Annotated in this window: 16 protein-coding genes and 1 pseudogene; 9 read left to right on the top strand and 8 right to left on the bottom strand. The window is 64.9% G+C overall.

What is annotated here, in order from left to right; translation table 11 throughout:
• Positions 1–240 precede the first annotated feature (240 nt).
• Entirely contained in the window at positions 241–2,796 is a 2,556-nt protein-coding gene (locus tag M2395_RS16795) for a LuxR C-terminal-related transcriptional regulator (RefSeq protein ID WP_015634192.1), read from the top strand.
• 10 nt (positions 2,797–2,806) lie between these two features.
• Here the strand turns inward: M2395_RS16795 and M2395_RS16790 are convergent, their stop codons facing one another.
• A complete protein-coding gene (locus M2395_RS16790; protein WP_011059320.1) occupies positions 2,807–3,601 on the bottom strand; it encodes an IclR family transcriptional regulator in 795 nt (264 codons plus the stop codon).
• A gap of 167 nt (positions 3,602–3,768) precedes the next feature.
• On the opposite strand from M2395_RS16790, the gene hmgA reads away from it, so the two are divergent.
• The 4 genes from hmgA (at position 3,769) to M2395_RS16770 (ending at position 8,538) form a co-directional block, all read left to right on the top strand.
• On the top strand, positions 3,769–5,073 hold the full coding sequence (gene hmgA, locus M2395_RS16785; protein WP_011059321.1) for a homogentisate 1,2-dioxygenase: 1,305 nt from the start codon (positions 3,769–3,771) through the stop codon (positions 5,071–5,073).
• Positions 5,074–5,076: 3 nt separating this feature from the next.
• Complete coding sequence (fahA, locus tag M2395_RS16780) at positions 5,077–6,381, top strand: fumarylacetoacetase (protein ID WP_011059322.1); 1,305 nt, start codon at positions 5,077–5,079, stop codon at positions 6,379–6,381.
• Positions 6,382–6,393: 12 nt separating this feature from the next.
• Positions 6,394–7,032 carry a maleylacetoacetate isomerase gene (gene maiA / locus M2395_RS16775; protein WP_019093360.1) on the top strand — a complete coding sequence of 213 codons (639 nt, stop codon included), beginning with the start codon at positions 6,394–6,396 and terminating at the stop codon, positions 7,030–7,032.
• A gap of 138 nt (positions 7,033–7,170) precedes the next feature.
• Positions 7,171–8,538 carry an aromatic acid/H+ symport family MFS transporter gene (locus tag M2395_RS16770; protein WP_053156409.1) on the top strand — a complete coding sequence of 456 codons (1,368 nt, stop codon included), beginning with the start codon at positions 7,171–7,173 and terminating at the stop codon, positions 8,536–8,538.
• A 13-nt stretch (positions 8,539–8,551) separates the two neighbouring features.
• Here M2395_RS16770 and M2395_RS16765 read toward each other — a convergent pair whose 3' ends face one another.
• The 3 genes from M2395_RS16765 to M2395_RS16755 all read right to left on the bottom strand — a co-directional run bounded on the left by M2395_RS16765 (position 8,552) and on the right by M2395_RS16755 (position 10,757).
• The gene (locus M2395_RS16765) at positions 8,552–9,019 is read right to left on the bottom strand and encodes a GNAT family N-acetyltransferase (RefSeq protein ID WP_011059325.1); all 468 of its coding nucleotides are present in this window, start codon (positions 9,017–9,019) and stop codon (positions 8,552–8,554) included.
• Between the two features lie 56 nt (positions 9,020–9,075).
• Positions 9,076–9,888, bottom strand: coding sequence for a class I SAM-dependent methyltransferase (locus M2395_RS16760; RefSeq protein ID WP_123430080.1), 813 nt, complete (start codon positions 9,886–9,888; stop codon positions 9,076–9,078).
• Positions 9,889–9,953: 65 nt separating this feature from the next.
• Entirely contained in the window at positions 9,954–10,757 is an 804-nt protein-coding gene (locus tag M2395_RS16755) for a SirB1 family protein (RefSeq protein WP_011059326.1), read from the bottom strand.
• Positions 10,758–10,939: 182 nt separating this feature from the next.
• On the opposite strand from M2395_RS16755, the gene M2395_RS16750 reads away from it, so the two are divergent.
• The 3 genes from M2395_RS16750 (at position 10,940) to M2395_RS16740 (ending at position 12,757) form a co-directional block, all read left to right on the top strand.
• Positions 10,940–11,959, top strand: a complete 1,020-nt coding sequence (locus M2395_RS16750; RefSeq protein ID WP_011059327.1) for a Glu/Leu/Phe/Val dehydrogenase dimerization domain-containing protein — start codon at positions 10,940–10,942, stop codon at positions 11,957–11,959.
• A 79-nt stretch (positions 11,960–12,038) separates the two neighbouring features.
• Positions 12,039–12,293 (top strand): hypothetical protein, encoded by a 255-nt coding sequence (locus M2395_RS16745; protein ID WP_019093365.1) that lies wholly within the window; start codon positions 12,039–12,041, stop codon positions 12,291–12,293.
• Between the two features lie 11 nt (positions 12,294–12,304).
• Positions 12,305–12,757, top strand: a complete 453-nt coding sequence (locus M2395_RS16740; RefSeq protein ID WP_123430081.1) for a hypothetical protein — start codon at positions 12,305–12,307, stop codon at positions 12,755–12,757.
• Between the two features lie 135 nt (positions 12,758–12,892).
• On the opposite strand, the pseudogene M2395_RS16735 reads toward M2395_RS16740, so the two are convergent.
• Positions 12,893–13,147, bottom strand: a pseudogene (locus M2395_RS16735) (YebG family protein); the annotation flags it as partial.
• Positions 13,148–13,413: 266 nt separating this feature from the next.
• Between M2395_RS16735 and M2395_RS16730 the strand changes: the two are divergent.
• The gene (locus M2395_RS16730) at positions 13,414–13,914 is read left to right on the top strand and encodes a phosphate-starvation-inducible protein PsiE (RefSeq protein ID WP_011059330.1); all 501 of its coding nucleotides are present in this window, start codon (positions 13,414–13,416) and stop codon (positions 13,912–13,914) included.
• Here M2395_RS16730 and M2395_RS16725 read toward each other — a convergent pair.
• The 3 genes from M2395_RS16725 to M2395_RS16715 form a co-directional block, all read right to left on the bottom strand.
• Positions 13,911–14,228 (bottom strand): DUF3509 domain-containing protein, encoded by a 318-nt coding sequence (locus M2395_RS16725; RefSeq protein WP_011059331.1) that lies wholly within the window; start codon positions 14,226–14,228, stop codon positions 13,911–13,913. The genes M2395_RS16730 and M2395_RS16725 overlap by 4 nt on opposite strands.
• Before the next feature lie 218 nt (positions 14,229–14,446).
• Complete coding sequence (locus M2395_RS16720; RefSeq protein ID WP_123430082.1) at positions 14,447–15,742, bottom strand: serine/threonine transporter; 1,296 nt, start codon at positions 15,740–15,742, stop codon at positions 14,447–14,449.
• A gap of 63 nt (positions 15,743–15,805) precedes the next feature.
• On the bottom strand, positions 15,806–17,182 hold the full coding sequence (locus M2395_RS16715) for an L-serine ammonia-lyase (RefSeq protein WP_123430083.1): 1,377 nt from the start codon (positions 17,180–17,182) through the stop codon (positions 15,806–15,808).
• Between the last annotated feature and the right edge of the window lie 114 nt (positions 17,183–17,296).

Below are 17,296 nucleotides of genomic sequence, written 5' to 3'. Positions count from 1 at the left end.
AGTAATGGTCGAGCCGCACGCTCTTGGGGCGTGCGGTTTTTTAGGGCGGCCAGTCCTGGCAAGCGAGCTTGCTCGCCACAGTCGCGGCAATACTGCGTTCCTCTTGACTGGCAGTTATCCGACTGCCTGGTCGGTTTTTTTATGGGGGCTGATCAGCCTGCTGAATACTTCTTCAACTGGCCGGGAGGTCGGGGCTAGGGTGGGGCTACGCTGGCTAAAACTATAAAAAGGCACGCCGCAATGACCGCCATGACTCGTTGTCCAGAGCGTCCCGGGTTCATGCCCCGTTTGTCCTCCCATCATTTTTCCCGCAGCCGCCTGAGCGCGCCGTTGCTGGCCTCCGGTGCGCGGGTCAAGCTGCTTTGCGCGCCTGCCGGCAGCGGCAAGACGGCGCTGCTGGCTGAGTGCCTGCAACAGGCACCAGAGACCTGCCGGGTGAGCTGGTTGCCGTTGTCCGGCGGGCGGCATAGCCCGCAGGGGCTGTGCGCTGCCCTGGCCCAGGCCCTGGGGCTGGAACGCGATGACGAAGCCACGGTGCTGCAGCACCTGGCGCACCTGCAGGCGCCGGCCTGGATCTTCATCGATGACTATTGCCGGGTCGCGGCTGCGGACCTGGACCTGCTGCTCGATCGCCTGCTGAGCCTGGACAACCCGCAGTTGACCTGGTGGCTGGGTTGCCGTCGCCGGCCCCTGTGCAACTGGCCACGCCTGCTGCTGGACGATCAGTTGTTCGAGCTGGACGGCCCGGCACTGGCATTCAGCCAGATCGAGATCGAGCAACTGCTGCAACGGCTGCCGCAACCCCTGTGTGCGCAGACCGCCAGTCGCATTCTGCAACGCAGTGGCGGCTGGTGCGCCGGGGTGCGCATTGCCTTGCTGGAAGGCAGCGAGCTGACGATTCAGCCCTGCAAGCCGGGGCGCCCCAATACCTTGCTGGAGTACCTGGAGCACGAGCTGTTCAGCGTGCTGCCGGCGGAGCTGGCGCAAGTCTGGCAAGTACTGGCGCACCTGCCACGTTTCAACGCCGAGCTGTGCGAGCATCTGTTCGGCGTCGGGGAGGGGGCCCAGTACCTGCGGACCTTGCAGGACATGGCCTGCTTCATCGAACCCTGGGACGGTGGCGGCGACTGGCTCCAGGTGTTTCCGCCGCTGGCCCGGCTGATGCGCGACGAGGCCTGGCCGGGCGGGCGCTCCTGGCATCGCCGGGCCTGCCAGTGGTTCATTGCCCAGGAGGATTGGCAGTCGGCCTTTGAGCAGGCGCTGCGGGCCGAAGAGTATGAAGTCGCGGTCAGCCTGCTGGAGCATTTCAGTTTCGAGTTCCTGTTCCAGCAGGACAATGCGCTGCTGTTGCTGCAACTGCATGAGCGCCACGGTGGCGAACTCTTGCTGGTGTCGCCGCACCTGGTGGGGCTGCTGGTTGCGGCCATGCTGTTTGCCGGGCGCTTCGAGCAGGCGGGGCAGTGCATGGCGCAGATGGCCCGGTTCGCCCCCCAGCCCTCCGCAGCTCAGCAGCGTCAGTTGCTGGCCCGCTGGCAGGCACAGCAGGGCTGGCTGCTGCACCTGAGCGGGCGGATGACGGCGGCGCGGCAGCATTTTATCGAGGCCCTGGATGAGCTGGCGGACAGCGCCTGGACCACCCGCCTGCTGTGCCTGTCGGGGCTGACCCAGCAGGCCCTGCTGGGTGCGGAGCTGGATGTGGCCCAGGCCCTCAATCGTGAAGCCCTGTGCCTGGCCCGGGCCCAGGATGCCCAGCTGTTCGAAGGCCTGCTGGAACTGGACCATGCCCAGTTGCTGGAGCAAAGGGGCGCGCCGCATCGGGCCCAGAGCCTGCTGGAGCAGGTCTGTGAGCGCTTGTCGATGCAGGCGCTGCGGGCGACCCCGCTGCTCGGTCGCATCGCCCTGCGTCTCGGTCGCCTGGCCTTGCGCCAGGGGCATGCAGAGCAGGCGGCCGGCTACTTTCGCAGCGGCCTCGAGGATTGCCTGCTGAGCCACGACAAGCGTGCCTTGTATGGTTTCCTCGGCCAGGCCCAACTGGCGGCCAACCAGGGTGATTATGCCCAGGCCTTCGTGCGCCTGCGGGATGCGGAGCGGCTGATGCAGCAGCGGCAGATTCCCGACACGGTGTACCGGGGCGTGCTGTTGCAGGTCAGCAGCCAGCTCTGGCTGCAACAGGGGCGACCGGAGCTGGCTCAGGAGGCCTTGAGCCGCTTGCTCCGGCACTTTCGCGGCCCCCAGGCGCTACAGGCGCCACCGGCCACCCTGGAGTTGATTCCGGGGATCGAATACCTGCTGGTGCTGGCCGAGGTGCACCTGGGGCGGGCCCAGGCGCCGATCGCTACCTTGCAGGGGCTGCTGGCCCGGGCCCAACGCCACGGCATGCAGGGGTTGGAGGCCGAGGTGCAACTGGCCCTGGCCGAGGTCGCCCACCTGCAAGGCAACCCGGCGCTGGCGCAGGAAGCATTGCAGGCGGGGCAGGCACTGGTGCAGCGATGCAACCTGCCGCAGGCACTGCACGAACTGCGCCTGCGGCAACCACTCTTGCTGGCTGCGGGGGAAGCGCTGCAGACGCCATCATCGGCAGGCCCCCTGGAAAACCGCGAAAGCCTGCTCAGCCTGCGGGAACTGCAAGTGCTGCAACTGATCGCTCAGGGCTGTTCAAACCAGCAGATCGCCGAGCAATTGTTCATTTCCCTGCATACCGTGAAGACCCACGGGCGCCGGATTCACAGCAAACTGGGGGTGGAGCGGCGTACCCAGGCGGTAGCCAAGGCCCAGGCCCTGGGGCTGATGAGTTGAGCGCTAGCGGTTATTGCGGCTGATAACCCATGCGCCAGCTCACTGCAGAGCTGGCCGCCAGCAGACGTTGGGCTGCGGGCCCATGTTCATCGGCGTGGAACAGCGACGTCGGCCCTACCACGGTCAGCACCGCGGCGATCTTGCCGGTGGCATCGAACACCGGCGCCGACAGGGCATCGACACCGGGCATCAGCAAACCGTGGACATGGTGCAGCCCGCGCTGGCGAATCTGCTCGGCCAGGGCATCGTGCACCTGCTTGTCGGCCAGGGCGTGGGGGCTGCCGGTTGCCAGTTCCTGCTGGCGCAGGTCGAGGGTTTCGCGCTGTGGCAGGTAGGCGTTGAACACCAGCCCGGTGGATGAACTGAGCAGTGGCAGCACCGAGCCCAGTTGAGTGACCACGGTCACCGCCCGCACCGCCGGTTCGATATGCACCACCGTCGCGCCCTGGTTGCCCCACACCGCAAGGAAGCAGGTTTCGTTCAATTCGTCCCGCAGTTCCGCCAGGGGCAGGGTCGCGACTTTCAGTACGTCCATGCTGCCCAGGGCGGCCAGGCCTACCCGCAGGGCTTCGCGGCCCAGGCCGTAGTGATTGGTGGCGCTGTTCTGTTCGGCAAAGCCGCTGGCAATCAAGGCCTGCAGGTAGCGATGCACCTTGCTTGCCGGCATCTGCACATGTTCGGCCAGGCGCGAAAGGGAAGTGGCCGGCGACAGTTCGGCCAGGGCCTTGAGGATGTCGGTACCGACCTCGGCCGAGCGGACTTTCTGTTTACCGGTGCTGTCGCTGATGCTGCGCGGCTTTTCCATGGAGGCATTGGGGTCCCGTGACAAGTGGCGGTCTTTATAGCTTGACGCTCCTGGGCAATCAAATTACGTTATGCGTAATTGGATTACGATAAAAATAACCCAGGCGTGCCGATAGCTCTTGTGAGGGAGTGGTGGGCCCCTGCCTACTCCAACTTCCAGGAGGCTCCATGAACCTCGATTCTTCGGCGTCGGCCCTCAGCTACCAATCGGGCTTCGGCAACGAATTTGCCAGCGAGGCCCTGCCAGGGGCGCTGCCCGTCGGCCAGAACTCCCCGCAAAAAGCCCCTTATGGCCTGTACGCCGAACTGTTTTCCGGCACCGCCTTCACCATGACCCGCAGCGAAGCCCGGCGTACCTGGATGTACCGCATCCAGCCCTCGGCCAAACACCCGGCTTTCGCCAAGCTTGCGCGCCAGCTGGCAGGCGGCCCCCTGGGTGAGGTCACCCCCAACCGACTGCGCTGGAGCCCCCTGCAGATTCCAAGCGAGCCCACCGATTTCATCGACGGCCTGGTGGCGATGGTGGCCAACTCGGCGGCGCAGAAGCCGGCGGGTATCAGCGTCTATCACTACCGTGCCAACCGCTCGATGGAGCGGGTGTTCTTCAATGCCGATGGCGAGCTGCTGCTGGTGCCGGAGCTGGGTCGCCTGCGCATCGTCACCGAACTGGGCATGCTGGACCTGGAGCCATTGGAAATCGCCGTGCTGCCTCGCGGGCTGAAATTCCGCATCGAACTGCTGGACCCGCAAGCCCGTGGCTACGTCGCCGAGAACCACGGTGCGCCGCTGCGCCTGCCGGACCTTGGGCCGATTGGCAGCAACGGCCTGGCCAACCCCCGGGATTTCCTGGCCCCGGTGGCTCATTACGAAGACCTGCGCCAGCCCACCACGCTCGTCCAGAAGTACCTCGGCGAGCTCTGGGGCTGCGAGCTCGACCATTCGCCACTGAACGTGGTGGCCTGGCACGGCAACAACGTGCCGTACAAATACGACCTGCGTCGTTTCAACACCATTGGCACCGTCAGCTTCGACCACCCGGACCCGTCGATCTTCACCGTATTGACCTCGCCCACCAGCGTGCCGGGCCTGGCCAACCTGGACTTCGTGATCTTCCCGCCACGCTGGATGGTGGCCGAGAACACCTTCCGTCCACCGTGGTTCCACCGCAACCTGATGAACGAGTTCATGGGCCTGATCCAGGGTGCCTACGATGCCAAGGCCGAAGGCTTCCTGCCCGGCGGCGCGTCGCTGCACAGTTGCATGAGCGCCCACGGCCCGGACGGCGAGACCTGCACCAAGGCGATAAACGCCCAGTTGCAGCCGGCCAAGATCGACAACACCATGGCCTTCATGTTCGAGACCAGCCAGGTGCTGCGCCCGAGCCAGTTCGCCCTGGAGTGCCCAGAGCTGCAGAACGACTACGATGCTTGCTGGGCCTCGCTGCCCGTCACCTTCAACCCGAATCGGAGATAACCCATGACCTTGCCCACCATCACCCGTAGCTGGGTCGAGTCCGCCAACGGTCACCCCGACTTCCCGTTGCAGAACCTGCCCCTGGGCGTCTTCAGCACCCAGGGTTCGGCGCCCCGCAGCGGGGTCGCCATTGGCGAACAGATTTTCGACCTGGAAGCGGCGCTGGATGCCGGGCTGTTCGAAGGCCAGGCCCAGGCTGCGGTGCAGGCGGCCCGTGGCGGCCAGCTGAATGCGTTCTTCGAACTCGGCCGCCCGGCCCGGGTCGCCTTGCGCGAACGCCTGCTGGAACTGCTCGGCGAAGGCAGCAGCCTGCGCGGCAAGATCGAGGCCCAGGGGGCGAAACTGCTGCCCCTGGCCGCGGACTGCCAGATGCACCTGCCGGCCAAGATCAACGATTACACCGACTTCTATGTGGGCATCGAACACGCGCAGAACGTCGGCAAGCTGTTCCGCCCCGACAACCCGCTGCTGCCCAACTACAAGTACGTGCCGATCGGCTACCACGGTCGCGCATCCACTATCCGTACTTCCGGTGCCGACGTGCGCCGGCCCAAGGGCCAGACCCTGCCGGCCGGGCAGTCCGAACCGACCTTCGGCCCCTGCGCGCGCCTGGACTACGAACTGGAGCTGGGCATCTGGATCGGCCAGGGCAACGAGATGGGCGAGCCCATCGCCATTGGCGACGCCGCCGAACACATCGCCGGGTTCTGCCTGCTCAATGACTGGTCGGCGCGGGATATCCAGGCCTGGGAATACCAGCCGCTGGGCCCGTTCCTGTCGAAAAGCTTCATCACCAGTATTTCGCCCTGGGTGGTGACCGCCGAGGCCCTGGAGCCGTTCCGCCAGGCCCAGGCCCCGCGCCCTGAAGGCGACCCGCAACCGCTGCCGTACCTGCTGGACAAGCGCGACCAGGCCGCCGGTGGCTTCGACATCGAACTGGAAGTGCTGCTGACCACCCGCACCATGCGCGAGCAGGGCCTGCCGGCACACCGCCTGACCCTGAGCAACACCCGGTACATGTACTGGACCGTGGCGCAGATGGTTGCGCACCACAGCGTCAACGGCTGCCAGTTGCAGGCCGGCGACCTGTTCGGTTCGGGCACCTTGTCCGGCCCAGAGAGCGGCCAGTTCGGCAGCCTGCTGGAGATCACCGAAGGCGGCAAGAAACCCATCGAACTGGCGTCCGGCGAGGTGCGCAAGTTCCTCGAGGACGGCGATGAAATCATCCTGCGCGGGCGTTGCAGCCGTGAGGGTTTCGCCTCCATCGGTTTCGGCGAATGCCGTGGCACGGTCCAGCCGGCACGTTAAGGGAGAGCCCCCATGCAGCTCTATACCTACTACCGCTCCACTGCGTCCTACCGGGTGCGCATCGCTCTGGCCCTCAAGGGCCTGGAGTTCCAGGCCATACCGGTCAATCTGCTGGTGCCCAAGGGCGGTGCGAATCGCCAGCCGGAGTACCTGGAGATCAACCCGCAGGGCCGGGTGCCGGCCCTGCGGACCGATGACGGCGACCTGCTGATCCAGTCGCTGGCAATCATCGAGTACCTGGAGGAGCGTTATCCACAGGTGCCGCTGCTGTCCACGGACCTGGTCAGCCGCGCCCGGGAACGGGCGGTTGCCGCGATCATCGGCTGCGACATTCATCCGCTGCACAACTCCAGCACCCAGAACCTGCTACGGGAATGGGGTCATGAGGAAGCGCAACTGCTGGTGTGGATCGACCACTGGATCAGCCAGGGGCTGGCGGCCCTGGAGCAACTGATCGGCGACCAGGGCTTCTGTTTTGGCGATGAGCCGGGGCTGGCCGATGTGTTCCTGATTCCCCAGCTGTATGCGGCCGAGCGTTTCAAGGTGTCCCTGGACGCTTATCCGCGGATCCTCCGGGTCGCGGCCCTGGCCGCCGAGCACCCGGCGTTCCAGGCCGCGCACCCGGCCAACCAGCCGGATACGCCAGCCTGAACCTGCACGCTGCCCGGTATCCGGGGCAGCGTGGCATCCGCATCATCCAGGCCCCGCAACGGGGCCTGAGCGGTCACCGCCTGTGACCTGCGCAACACTGCTGCCCATAACCATAAAAAACCGAACAGGTACCTTGCGATGCAAAATCAGATTGCCAGCTTTCGTGCTGCGCTCGACGCCCGCCCGGTGTCCCGCTACCAGTGGTTGCTCTTGTTGCTTCTCGCCTTGCTGCTGGTCACCGATGGCTACGACGCCCAGGTCTTGGGCTATGTGGTGCCGGCCCTGGCCCAGGACTGGGGGCTGGAGAAGGCCGCCTTCGGCCCGGTGTTCAGCGCCAACCTGCTGGGCCTGACCCTGGGGTCCCTGGCGGTGACGCCCCTGGCGGACCGTTTTGGCGTGCGCCGGATCCTGCTCGTTTGCGTGCTGATCTACGCCAGCCTGACGGTGCTGATGGTGTTCGCCAATTCCCTTGAAAGCCTGATGGCCGCCCGTTTTATCTGTGGCATCGGCATGGGCGGGGCGATGCCCAGCGCGATGGCGCTGATGTCCGAATATTCGCCGCCGCGCCTGCGCACCCTGATGGTGACCCTGGCCGCCTGCGGTTTCTCCTTTGGCGGCGCGGCGGGTGGTTTCGTTGCCGCCGGCTTCATCGATCGCTTTGGCTGGGAAGCGGTGTTCCTCGCCGGCGGCATCACGCCGCTGCTGCTGTTTCCTTTCCTGCTCTGGCGCCTGCCCGAATCGCTGCCGCGCCTGCTGCGGGACGCGCCGCCCTATGCGCGGCTGCGCAAGGTCACCGCACAGATGCTCCCGGACTGGCAACCGCCGGCCGCAGTGCTCAACAGCGGTGAGCAGGTGGACAGCAAGCTCACGGTGCTGGAGCTGTTCCGCCACGGCTATGCACGGCCGACCTTGCTGATCTGGGCGACCTTTTTCGTCAGCCTGATCCTGCTGTATTTCATGATCAGCTGGTTGCCGACGCTGCTGCTGGAGAGTGGCCTGGCCCTGAAGCAGGCCAACCTGGTGACTTCGATGTTCCTCTTCGCCGGCACCCTCGGCGCGATCTGCATGGCCTGGTTCGCCGACCGCCTGAAACGCAAGGTGCGCCTGCTGGCCGCGGTGCTCAGCGCCGCCGCACTGTGCACCGTGCTACTGGGGTTGAACCACGACAACCCGCGCTACCTGGTGGTGTTCGTGTTTGCCGCGGGCTTCTGCATCATCGGTGGCCAGTTGACCCTGAATGCCTTCGCCAGCAACTTCTACCCGGCCCAGGTGCGCGCCACCGGCACCGGCTGGGCTTTGGGCGTGGGGCGTTTCGGTTCGATCCTCGGTCCGCTGTTCGGCAGCATGCTGCTGGCGATGCATATTCCGGTGCAGCAGATTTTCTTCTTCTGCGCGATTCCGGCCCTGCTTGCGGCGTTGTTGATCATCCAGGTGCGTTCGCCCCTGGCGTCGGCCTCGGGTGAGGCGGGGCCGGCCGCGCAACGGCAGGCGCCGCTCAAGTCCTGAGGGGCAGGGGGGTTCAGCGTGCCAGGTGCTTGATCATCGGCACGCAGGCCAGGGTCAGGCCCCGGGGCGACTGGTACTGGGCGATGCGCTCACCGACGAAGCCGCAGCGGCGATAGAAGTCGGCGGCGTTGAGGGTCGAATCCAGGATCAGGTGGGGCAACTGGGCCTCCAGCGCCCGCTCTTCGAGGTACTCCATCATCTTGCGGCCGATGCCGCGTCCCATGTAGGCCGGGTCGACGAACACCGCGTCGACCTGCCCGGTCTCCAGGTCGAGCATGCCGCTGGCGGTCACCTGATTGTCGATGACCGCGACATGGCCGGTGTTTTCCACCACTTCGATGAAGTAGTCGCTCAGTTCGCCAGCCGTCCAGACCTGGAGGTCCGCTTCGGGGTAGTGGCCGGCGCACTGCTGGTTGATGGCCTGGTTGCGAATGTCGAAGACCCGTTGTGCGTCGGCGCCGTGGGCTTTTCTGATGAGCATGCTGTGTCCGTTCCCTGGGGTTAGCCGCCCATCCTGCCAGAGCCCGGGCGCTGCTGTCATGCGGCCCTGGCCTGTATCAGCAACAGCCCCCAGCCGGTGGGCAGGGTGCCGTCGGCGCATTGCAAGTGCCGGGTGGCGTCGTGCAGTTCCTGCTTCATCCTGGCGCGGTTGGCAGGGCTCAGGCGATCCAGGTCGTAGGTGTCGCCGAGGGCAACCCAGAGTTCCTCGAAGGTTGGCGTCCAGGGCAGGTCCAGGTCTTCGAAGTGCAGCGCGGTGAAGTGCCGGCCCAGCAGTTGCCGCCAGCCATCCTCCGACTGCGCCCGTGGGTCCACCAGGGGCAGGTGCGCCAGGTGGTCGCGTCGGGCGGCGGCGCGGAACACCTGCAGGTAGTGCTGGCCCAGTTCCCCGAGGAGAAATTCCCGGCCGACCACCGCTGACAGTTGGCCGCCGGGGACCAGTACTCGATGAACCTCCTGCAGCACCTGCTCGATATCGCTCATGAGCATCAGCGCCAGGTGGGAAAGCACCGCGTCGACGCTGGCGCTGGCGAGGGAAAGGGCTTGCGCCCGCTCCTCCAGCAGCAGGCCCCGGCCCGCCAGGCGCACATGGGCCGCCTGTAATTCGGTGGCGCTCATGTCGACCCCGAGCAACCGTGCCGTGGGGTGGTGCCTGGCCAGCAGGTCGAGCAGGAAACCGTCGCCGCAACCCAGGTCCAGCACCCGCGCCTCGGGTGGCAGGGCCTTGAGGGTGGTTGCCAGTATGTCGTAGGAGGAACCACGCCCTGCCAGGCTCAGCCCGGCGAAGGCCGGTGGCGTGGTGCCGGGGTGGCGCTGGTGGAAATCCTGGAGGAAGCGTTCGGCGCTGTTCATGCTTTTTCATCCTTGCAGCAGGGCGGCGGGCCTTCTTGCACGGCAGGCGCGAAACAGCGGGGGGGTCAGTGCACGATGGTGTTGGGCGGCAGGTGCCCCAGGCGTTCGGTCAGGCGCAGGCGCTGGATCGGGTCGTCGCTGAGCAGCAGGGCGTGCTCCAGGTCGAAGCGTTCGGCATTCGGGCATTCCAGGCGCTGGTAGAGGCTGGCCCGGGCCAGGTAGTCGGCGGCGCTGCCGTTGCCGATTTCCAGGACCCGTTCGGCATTGATCAGGGCCCCCAGGTGGTCGTCGTAGGACAGGTGCAACTGGCGCAGGTTGCGTGACAGGCGCTGGAACATCTGCAGCGGTTCGGCGCTGGCCAGGTGCTCGGCGCTGAGCTTGATATGGGCGCCGTACTGGCGTTGCAGCAGTTCCCGGCAATCGTTGGGGTACAGCCGGCGCCCGCCGCACGGGTCCAGCAGGTGGTCGGCACCGGGCACCCGCAGCAGGAAGTGCCCGGGAAAGTTCACCCCCGCCAGCGGCACCTGCAGCCGCTGCGCCAGTTCCAGAGCGATCAGGGCCAGGGCCAGGGGCTGGCCGCGCCGACGCTCCAGGACCTTGTCCATCAGCGCCGCCTGGGGCCGCAGGGGCAGGTGTTCGTCCTGTTGGAAACCCAGGTCGTTGAGCCGGCGCAACAGCGGTTGGCCAAGCTCGTTCGCCGGCAGCGTCGGCAGGCTGCTGCCCACTTGCTGCTGCAGTTGCTTGAACTCCTCCAGCAACAGGCCGGGCACCACCTGGGGATCATGCTCGGCGGCAATCCACAGGGCAGCTTCCAGCAGGGCGGGTGGCGAGCGGTGCAGACAGGCGAAAAAAGCTTGGCGCGGGTTCATCTCGATCTCCGACGGATGCCTCGTTTTAGCCTCGTGACGAAGCTTCGTCCAGTGTTGAAATGCGTGGTAGCAGGTTATTTCCCAAAGCCTGCAAAACCCCGGGGCTTATTCCTGCGCGGCGCAGCAAATTCCAGGCGCAAGCCTATACTGGCGTCTACAAGAAGTGATTCGGGAGCCCGTCGATGTTCGCTCTCATGCACAGCACCCGCCTTGAATCGCTGCACCTCAGCGTCGACCCCTGTACCGGGTTGAAGGCAGTGATCGCCATCCACGACAGCCGCCTGGGGCCCGCCCTGGGCGGCTGTCGTTACCTCGCCTACCCCGACGACAGCAGTGCCGTGACGGATGCCGCGCGCCTGGCCCAGGGCATGAGCTACAAGGCCGCCCTGGCCGGCCTGCCCCAGGGGGGCGGTACCGCCGTGATCATCCGCCCCGCCCATGTGGAAAGCCGCGCCGCCCTGTTCGAAGCCTTTGGCCGATGCGTCGAGCAACTGGACGGGCGCTACATCACCGCCATCGACAGCGGCACCTCGGTGGCCGACATGGACTGCATCGCCCAGCAGACCCGTTACGTCACCAGCACCAGTGCCGCGGGCGACCCGGCCCCCCATGCTGCCATGGGAGTGTTCGCCGGCATTCGCAGCACCGCCATGGCGCGCCTGGGCAGCGACAACCTGGAAGGCCTGCGGGTGGCGATCCAGGGGCTGGGCAATGTCGGCTATGCCCTGGCCGAGCAGTTGCACGCTGCCGGGGCGGAGTTGCTGGTCAGCGATATCGATGCCGGCAAGGTGCAACTGGCCATGGAGCAACTGGGCGCCCATCCCATCGCCAACGATTCTCTGCTCAGCACCCCTTGCGACATCCTCGCACCCTGCGGCCTGGGGGCGGTGCTCAACAGCCTCAGCGTGGCGCAACTGCGCTGCTCGGCGGTGGCGGGTTCGGCCAACAATCAACTGACCAACCTGCAGGTGGCCGATCAACTGGAGCGCCGCGGGATTCTCTATGCGCCGGACTACGTGATCAATTCCGGGGGGCTGATCTATGTGTCCCTCAAGCACCGCAACACGGAACTGCCGGTCATCACCGCCCACCTGTCGAAGATCAGCCAGCGGCTGACGGAAATCTTCGCCCACGCCCAGGCCGAAAAGCGCTCCCCGGCGCGAGTGGCCGATGAACTGGCGGAACGGGTGCTGTACCGCTAGGCATTCTTGCCTTAACCCTTGGCCAGGCTCTGTGTACCATCCGGCTGCGAAGTGCCCACTGACAAGGAATGTATCGACGATGCGTGAAGCGCTGGAGACCGGGCTGGATGAGCAGTTGTCCTGCCTGTTGCGGGCGGGGGCGGACATTCAGGCGGTTCGTGATGTTCTTGTGGCATACCGGGACAAGGGCTTTTGCGCAGAGGCCGTATACAAGCATCTGGCATCACTCCGTCCTGGCGCATCAGAAGAGCTGGAGGACCGAATTCTGGAAGCCATGGATATCGCATCAGGTTTTTGTTCCGCAGGCTCCAGGGTCTGGGACGTCGCGCAATGACAGCGCCAGATATGGCCCCACCATTGATTGGCTGCTCCATCAGGCAACTGCAGTTGTACGCAGCGGCATGCCTGGCGGTTTACTGCGAACGAAAAGGCATTGCTCACCCGTCCATCGATGAGTTGATAAAGCACCTTGAGGGCTACCCGCCAAAGGGCGATCTACTGGCGTGGGAGAGAGCCGGGGCGCTGCTGGCACTCAATGGTCGCGGAGATGATTGGCCCCAGGAGCTTGTCGCCTTGATAGCGCCTGAAGAGGTCGAGGCGTTCTCCTGCATCGTTGACAGCGCAGTTGAGGTGGGAATGGTTGACCTGTATGGCGACTCGACTGAGATGCCCCTGGCCTTCCTGGGCAAGATCACTTCCCTGCTGCATCGCAACGCTATCGAATTGCCTGATCCGCCAGGGGCGACAGCGCTTCAACCGGCCACCGCACAAGTGCCACTCTTGCCTTCGCAGGCATGAAAAAAGCCCTGTGCCAGGGGCACAGGGCTTATTCAATTCGCGTAAAGCCTATTTTGCGGCCTTGGCCGCTTTCGCCGGTTTGGCTGGCGCCTCGGCTTCAACAGGTTGCGGCTCTGCCACAGCCTCCACTACGGGAGCGGGGGCACTGAGCAACTCGGACAACGCGTCCGGCTGGCTCTTGAACGCCTTGGCGAACACATCGCGGTTCTTCGCCATGTAGATCCCGGCTTCTTCCACCTGCTGTTCGCTCAGCGACGGCACGGCTTTGTGCAACACTTCAGCGAGCAATTCAGCCAGTTCGAGCATTTTGTCATGACGGTCAGCTTCGGCTTTATCCATGAACAAGCGCTCCAGATCTCGGCTGCTGCGGTATACCACTTCGACGGCCATTCACCACCTCACATGCCTTCACGATAATGGGTCTGTATAAACACTGTATCTATATACAGGTCGAGAGAATAGGCGAAACCTTTTCCCTTGGATAGTGGCTTTTTAATGTAGACGCAATTTTTTTCCCGGGCCGATTGTTACCAGGCCGTGCCTCGTTGCCGGCGGCCACCATCTCATTGAAGGCTCCTGGCCTTTTTTCTGCATGCAGAACAACCGTCACGTCCAATCCGCATCATCCGGTCGAAACGACCTAAGGAAAAACCATCGTGAAAATCAATTGGGCCGAGAACCTGCGGCAGAACGTCCACCAGCTGGCCGAATCCCTGGGCAACCTGTTCGTCGAGTCGTTCCACTACCTGGCGCTGTTCGCCATCGGTGCGGTGACCGCCTGGGCGGCGGTGATGGAGTTCCTGCAGATGATCGAGGTGGGCCACATCAAGATCGATGACATCCTGCTGCTGTTCATCTACCTGGAATTGGGGGCGATGGTCGGCATCTACTTCAAGACCAACCACATGCCGGTGCGTTTCCTGATCTACGTGGCGATCACCGCGCTGACCCGGTTGCTGATCTCCAACGTCTCGCACCACAACCCGCCGGACCTGGGCATCATCTACCTGTGCGGCGGCATCCTGTTGCTGGCCTTCGCCATCCTGGTGGTGCGCTACGCCTCGTCGCAGTTCCCTTCGGTGAAGATCGAGCATCCGCAGCGCAAGATCGGCGCGGGCTCCGGCGAACACCCGGAAGTGGAGAAGGGCGAGCTCTAGAACCTCAGGGCCGGCGGCGCGAGCTTCTGGCCGGTGGGCGGCGGCAGGCCCAGGCTGTCGCCGTTGGTCATGGCTTCGAGAATGGCCACGGCACTGTGGCCCTGCTCGATGGCGATACCAAACTGAATGCTTTGCACCAGGCGCTTGATGCGCTGCGGATCATTGCGCTGGGCCGCGCTGATCATGCGCTTGGCCACCACCCGGCCACCTTCGGACAAGGTCAGCATGATGCTGCCGTCCAGGCCCTGGATGCTCAGGTTGACCTGGTATTGCGGGGTGAAGGTGTCGGTAATCAGTTGAAAAGGGTTGTCCATGATGCGTCACCGCCTGATTGGATCGTGCAGTCATTGACCGGCAGGGCGCGGAATTAGTTCGCGATTCCGGACCACTGGCCAGTCGTTCGCCGAGGGTGGCCAACGTCCGTATTCCTCCCCCGGGACAAAGCAAGGGACATGCCGGGAAACGCGCCGGGCAATGAATACGGGGACAAAAAAGCGGACCATGAGGTCCGCTTTTTTTATCCCGGCCCGATTCAGGGCACGACTGAATAAATGATCGCAGACAGTGCGACCAGCCCGATCAGCACCACGAACAGGTTCGACAACTGGCCCGAATACTGGCGCAGTGAAGGCACCCGCCGGATCGCATACATCGGCATCAGGAACAGCAGGCAGGCGATTACCGGTCCGCCCATGGTCTCGATGATGTGCAGGATGCTCGGGTTGAAGGTGGCCACGGCCCAGCACGTGAGGATCATGAACAGCGCGGTGATCTTTTCCAGGCTGCTGGAGGACAGCGAGCGCCCCCGCAGGTTTTTCACGATCAGGCCCTGGAAGCCTTCGCTGGCGCCGATGTAGTGGCCCAGGAACGACTTGGTAATGGCCACCAGGGCGATCAGCGGGGCGGCATAGGCAATCACCGGGGTCTGGAAGTGGTTGGCCAGGTAGGACAGGATCGAGATGTTCTGCTCCTTGGCCGCTACCAGGTCCGCCGGCGACAGGGCCAGCACGCAACTGAAGCAGAAGAACATCACTGTCAGCACCATCATGCCGTGGGCCGTGGCCAGGATACCGCTGCTCTTGGCTTCGGCCTGCGGGCCGTAATGGCGCTTCTGATCCAGGGCGAAGGCCGAGATGATCGGCGAATGGTTGAAGGAAAACACCATCACCGGGATCGCCAGCCACAGGGTCTTGAAGAACAGCGGCAGGGGCATGCCTTCGCCGGCCGAGGCGAAGAACGCGCCGTTCCAGTTGGGGATCAGGCTCAGGGCCAGTAGCAGCAACGCAGCGACGAACGGGTAGACCAGCAGGCTCATGGCCCGCACGATCACGCCTTGGCCGCAGCGCACGATGGCCATCAGGCCGAGGATCAGCAGCATCGACAGCAGCGCCCGCGGCGGTGGAGTCATGTGCAACTGGTGTTCCATGAAACTGCTCAGGGTGTTGGTCAGCGCCACGCTGTACACCAGCAGGATCGGGAAGATGGCAAAGAAGTAGAGCAGGGTGATGAGCTTGCCGGCGCCGACCCCGAAATGCTCCTCGACCACTTCGGTGATGTCTCCGGAGCGCCCGGAAAGAACGAAGCGGGTCAGGCCGCGGTGGGCGAAGAAGGTCATGGGGAAGGCCAGCAGCGCCAGCACGATCAGCGGCCAGAAGCCCCCAACCCCGGCGTTGATCGGCAGGAACAGGGTGCCGGCGCCGATGGCGGTGCCATACAGGCCGAGCATCCAGGTGGTGTCGTGCTTGCTCCAGCCCTGGCGGGCGCTGGTGGTGTCGCGGGGTGTGGCTACAGCAGGGGTTTGGGCAGCAGGTGTCGGTACATCGGTCATCGTTATCGCCTCGTTATTATTTTTGCTCGGGCTCACGTAGTGCGGACGGTCAGGGAAGGCTCCTCAGCATTCCACCCAGCTCACCGCCAGGCCGCCCCGTGAAGTCTCTTTGTATTTGTCATGCATGTCGGCGCCGGTATCGCGCATGGTGCGGATCACCCGGTCCAGGGAGATGAAGTGCTTGCCGTCGCCGCGCAGGGCCATCTGGGTGGCGTTGATCGCCTTCACCGCGGCAATCGCGTTGCGTTCGATGCAGGGCACCTGCACCAGCCCGCCTACGGGGTCGCAGGTCAGGCCGAGGTTATGCTCCAGGCCGATTTCCGCGGCATTGCACAGTTGCTCCGGGGTCGCCCCGAGGATTTCCGCCAGCCCGGCGGCGGCCATGGCGCAGGCCGAGCCCACTTCGCCCTGGCAGCCGACTTCGGCGCCGGAGATGGAGGCGTTCTTCTTGCACAGGATGCCCACGGCGGCGGCACCGAGGAAAAAGTTGAGGATGTCGTCGTCACAGGCCTGCGGGTTGAACTTCATGTAGTAGTGCAGCACCGCCGGGATGATCCCCGCCGCGCCGTTGGTGGGCGCGGTGACCATGCGCCCGCCGGCGGCGTTTTCCTCGTTCACGGCCAGGGCATAGAGGTTGACCCACTCCATGGCCGAGAGGGTCGAGGTGATGACATTCGGCTTGCCGATTTCCAGCAGGCTGCGGTGCAGCTTGGCGGCGCGCCGCGGCACGTCGAGGCCGCCGGGCAGGATGCCCTCGTGGCGCAGGCCCTGTGCCACGCATTCGCGCATCACCGACCAGATGTGCAGCAGGCCGCTGCGGATCTCGGCGTCGCTGCGCCAGGCCCGTTCGTTGGCCAGCATCAGCTCGCCGACCCGCAGCTGGTGGGTCTTGCACAGGGCCAGCAGCTCGGCGGCGCTGTTGAAGTCGTAAGGCAGTTGGACGCCGGCGGTGGTTTCGGCACCAGCCTCGACCTGGGCCGCCTCGACGATGAAGCCGCCGCCTACCGAGTAGTAGGTCTGCTCCAGCAGCGTGCCGTGCTCGCCAAAAGCGCTCAGGGACATGGCGTTGGGGTGGTAGGGCAGGCTTTCGTCCAGCAGAAGCAGGTCCTGCTGCCAGTCAAAGGCGATGTGGCTGCGCCCGCCCAGCAGCAGCTGGCCGCTGTCGCGCAGCTGCTGGATGCGTGGGTTGATGCTGGTGGGGTCGATGCTGTCTGGCCATTCGCCCATCAGCCCCATGACGCTGGCGCGGTCGGTGGCATGGCCAACGCCGGTGGCGGACAGCGAACCGTAGAGGCGGATCTGTACCCGCTGTACCTGGTCTTGCAGGCCTTGCTCGAACAGCGCCTGGGCGAAGGTGGCGGCGGCGCGCATCGGGCCCACGGTGTGGGAGCTGGAGGGGCCGATACCGACTTTGAAGAGATCGAAAACACTGATAGCCATGCTAAAGCCTTACAAGCAATGGAAGGTGGATCGCTGCCATTTTTTGTAGGCCAAGCGCAATGTCGGCGATACTGCCCGCCTCGGTCAGCACTGACCAACGAAACTTCCTAAGAG

Source organism: Pseudomonas sp. BIGb0176 (assembly GCF_024810175.1).
Lineage (GTDB): Bacteria > Pseudomonadota > Gammaproteobacteria > Pseudomonadales > Pseudomonadaceae > Aquipseudomonas > Aquipseudomonas protegens.
This window is presented reverse-complemented; position numbering and strand designations above follow the sequence as displayed.